The following is a 1991-nucleotide window of genomic DNA, read 5'->3' as shown; positions in this document are numbered from 1 at the left end:
GACGCTGGACCCCGACCGTGTGCACACCCTTCTTCAGGTCGCCGGTCTCATCGACCACCAGTGTCGCGTCGACCTCGCCCAAATGCCCGACCACGTAGTCGCGCAGGTCATCTCGCAACCCGTCCTCGTCGAGGACCGCGGACGCGAGCAGGTGCTGCATCGCATCCGGCGAGCGATCACCGGCATACTCGGCCAGTGTCCAGCAGTTCTTGGCCGGCAGCTCCGATATCAGCCCGGTCAGCATCCGCCCGGCAGTCGCACGGGTCTCGGCTCGCGCGAACCGTGACCCGATCGCGCCGGTGAACTCGTCGAACTGTCGCCGCCACCGTGGGGCGGCTACGCTGTCGAACACGGCCACCGCCAATTCAGTTGTGTCCCACACAAACACAACCTGATCACGCGGTGGCCGCCCAACTCCCGGCACCCTGAACAGCAGAATCGTTGTCTACGAAGTCCGGCTGGAGTACTAGAACAGGTGAGCTGCGAGAGCTGAGCGACCGCCACAACCCTCAACGGTGAACCGCATGAACGACTTCGACGTCGTGACGCTGGCCGCACCACCGAGCCGGCCTGCCGGGTCATTCAACCGCCCCTGCACGACTATGTGTGGGTGGTCGACGAAATGGCAGCGCGCGGTGTGGAATTCGACGACCGCAACGCTGCGTCGCCTGCCACCACCGCGCCTTCCATAACAAGCTGCCGGATTTGCTCGGGCACGTGACAGCGCTCGGATTCCGGACCGCCCGGCTGGAAACCGCGCAGTTCATGACCGCCGCGCAAAACCTCTATCTCTCACTGGGATTCACCGATATCCCGATCTTCGACAATGCCGAAGCGCGCCTGCCGGGATTCGAATCCCACGTGAGATTCATGCACCGACCTCTCACCGCCGCCTCGGGGAATCGGTAACCGACACCGGCCCGCGACCGGGCTGACCCTTCTTCCATCACTTCTCGATGATCGGCGGTCCATGAACTCCTCCTTCGTCTCCACGGCGCTACCCCCGGCCCTCGCCGTGATCATGTTCGGGCTCGGTCTCTCACTCACCGTCGCCGACTTCACCCGCGTCACCCGCGCACCGAAAGCGGTCGCGGTCGCCTTGACCTGTCAGGTGATCGTGCTGCCACTGGTGGCGTTCGCCCTGGTGGAGCTGTTCGACCTGGCACCGTTGCTCGCGGTGGGCATGATGCTGCTGGCCGCCTCCCCCGGCGGCGCCACCGCGAACCTGTTCAGCCACCTGTTCCGGGGCGACGTGGCGCTCAATGTCACCCTGACCGCGGTCAATTCACTGCTGTGCTTGGTGACTGTCCCCCTGGTCACCAATCTGGCGATCGACCGCTTCGCCCACGACCAGACCGGGGAGTTGGGCCTGCAATTCGGCAAGACCGTGCAGGTCGTCGTGATCGTGCTCGTCCCCGTACTGATCGGGATGGGGGTGCGCCGCCGCGCACCGGGATTCGCGGCCACCATGGATCTACCGGTCCGCTTCGCCTCGATCGCGATCCTGGCGACCCTCGTGTTCGCGACCATGCTCGCCGACCGTGCCGCACTCGGTGGATACTTCCTCGACGTCCACCTCGCCGAATACATCCCGTACGAAGCACTGCTACCCGGATGCCGCGCCGTCATCCACCACGGCGGCGCGGGAACGATGTTCGCCGCCTTCGCCCACGCCCTGCCCCAGCTGATCCTGCCGCAAGCCGCCGACAACTTCCTCAACGCCGTCGCCGCGGTCCGGACCGGCGCGGCACTGTGCCTCACCCCGGAAACGGTCACCGCCGCAACCGTCGCAGCCACAACCCACCGGCTGCTCAACGACACACCGTTTCGGACCGCCGCAGCGGCCGTGCACCAGGAAATCGCCGAAATGCCCGCAGCCGCGGAACAAATGGTCACCTTCGCCCGGATGAACCACCGGGAGTGTCGGATTACCGGTGGATCTGACCCCGGTAGGGGTTAGTTTCCGGTCGGGTTGATCCGGCCTTCGAATG

The 1991-nt window shown here is 65.6% G+C and carries 3 protein-coding genes; 2 read left to right on the top strand and 1 reads right to left on the bottom strand.

The features are described from left to right. On the bottom strand, positions 1-292 hold a 292-nt coding region (locus A5789_RS01765; protein WP_231956624.1), incomplete at its 3' end, for a transposase. A 425-nt stretch (positions 293-717) separates the two neighbouring features. Here A5789_RS01765 and A5789_RS01760 point away from each other — a divergent pair. Together A5789_RS01760 and A5789_RS01755 are read left to right on the top strand one after the other, a co-directional pair. After that, positions 718-909, top strand: coding sequence for a hypothetical protein (locus A5789_RS01760; protein WP_064906672.1), 192 nt, complete (start codon positions 718-720; stop codon positions 907-909). Between the two features lie 61 nt (positions 910-970). After that, entirely contained in the window at positions 971-1960 is a 990-nt protein-coding gene (locus tag A5789_RS01755) for a nucleotide disphospho-sugar-binding domain-containing protein (protein WP_064906670.1), read from the top strand. The last annotated feature ends 31 nt before the right edge of the window (positions 1961-1991 follow it).

It is taken from the genome of Nocardia sp. 852002-51101_SCH5132738, assembly GCF_001665695.1.
Classification (GTDB): Bacteria; Actinomycetota; Actinomycetes; order Mycobacteriales; family Mycobacteriaceae; genus Nocardia; species Nocardia nova.
Note: the sequence above shows the minus strand (reverse complement) of the source record. Positions and strands in the feature narration are given on the sequence as shown.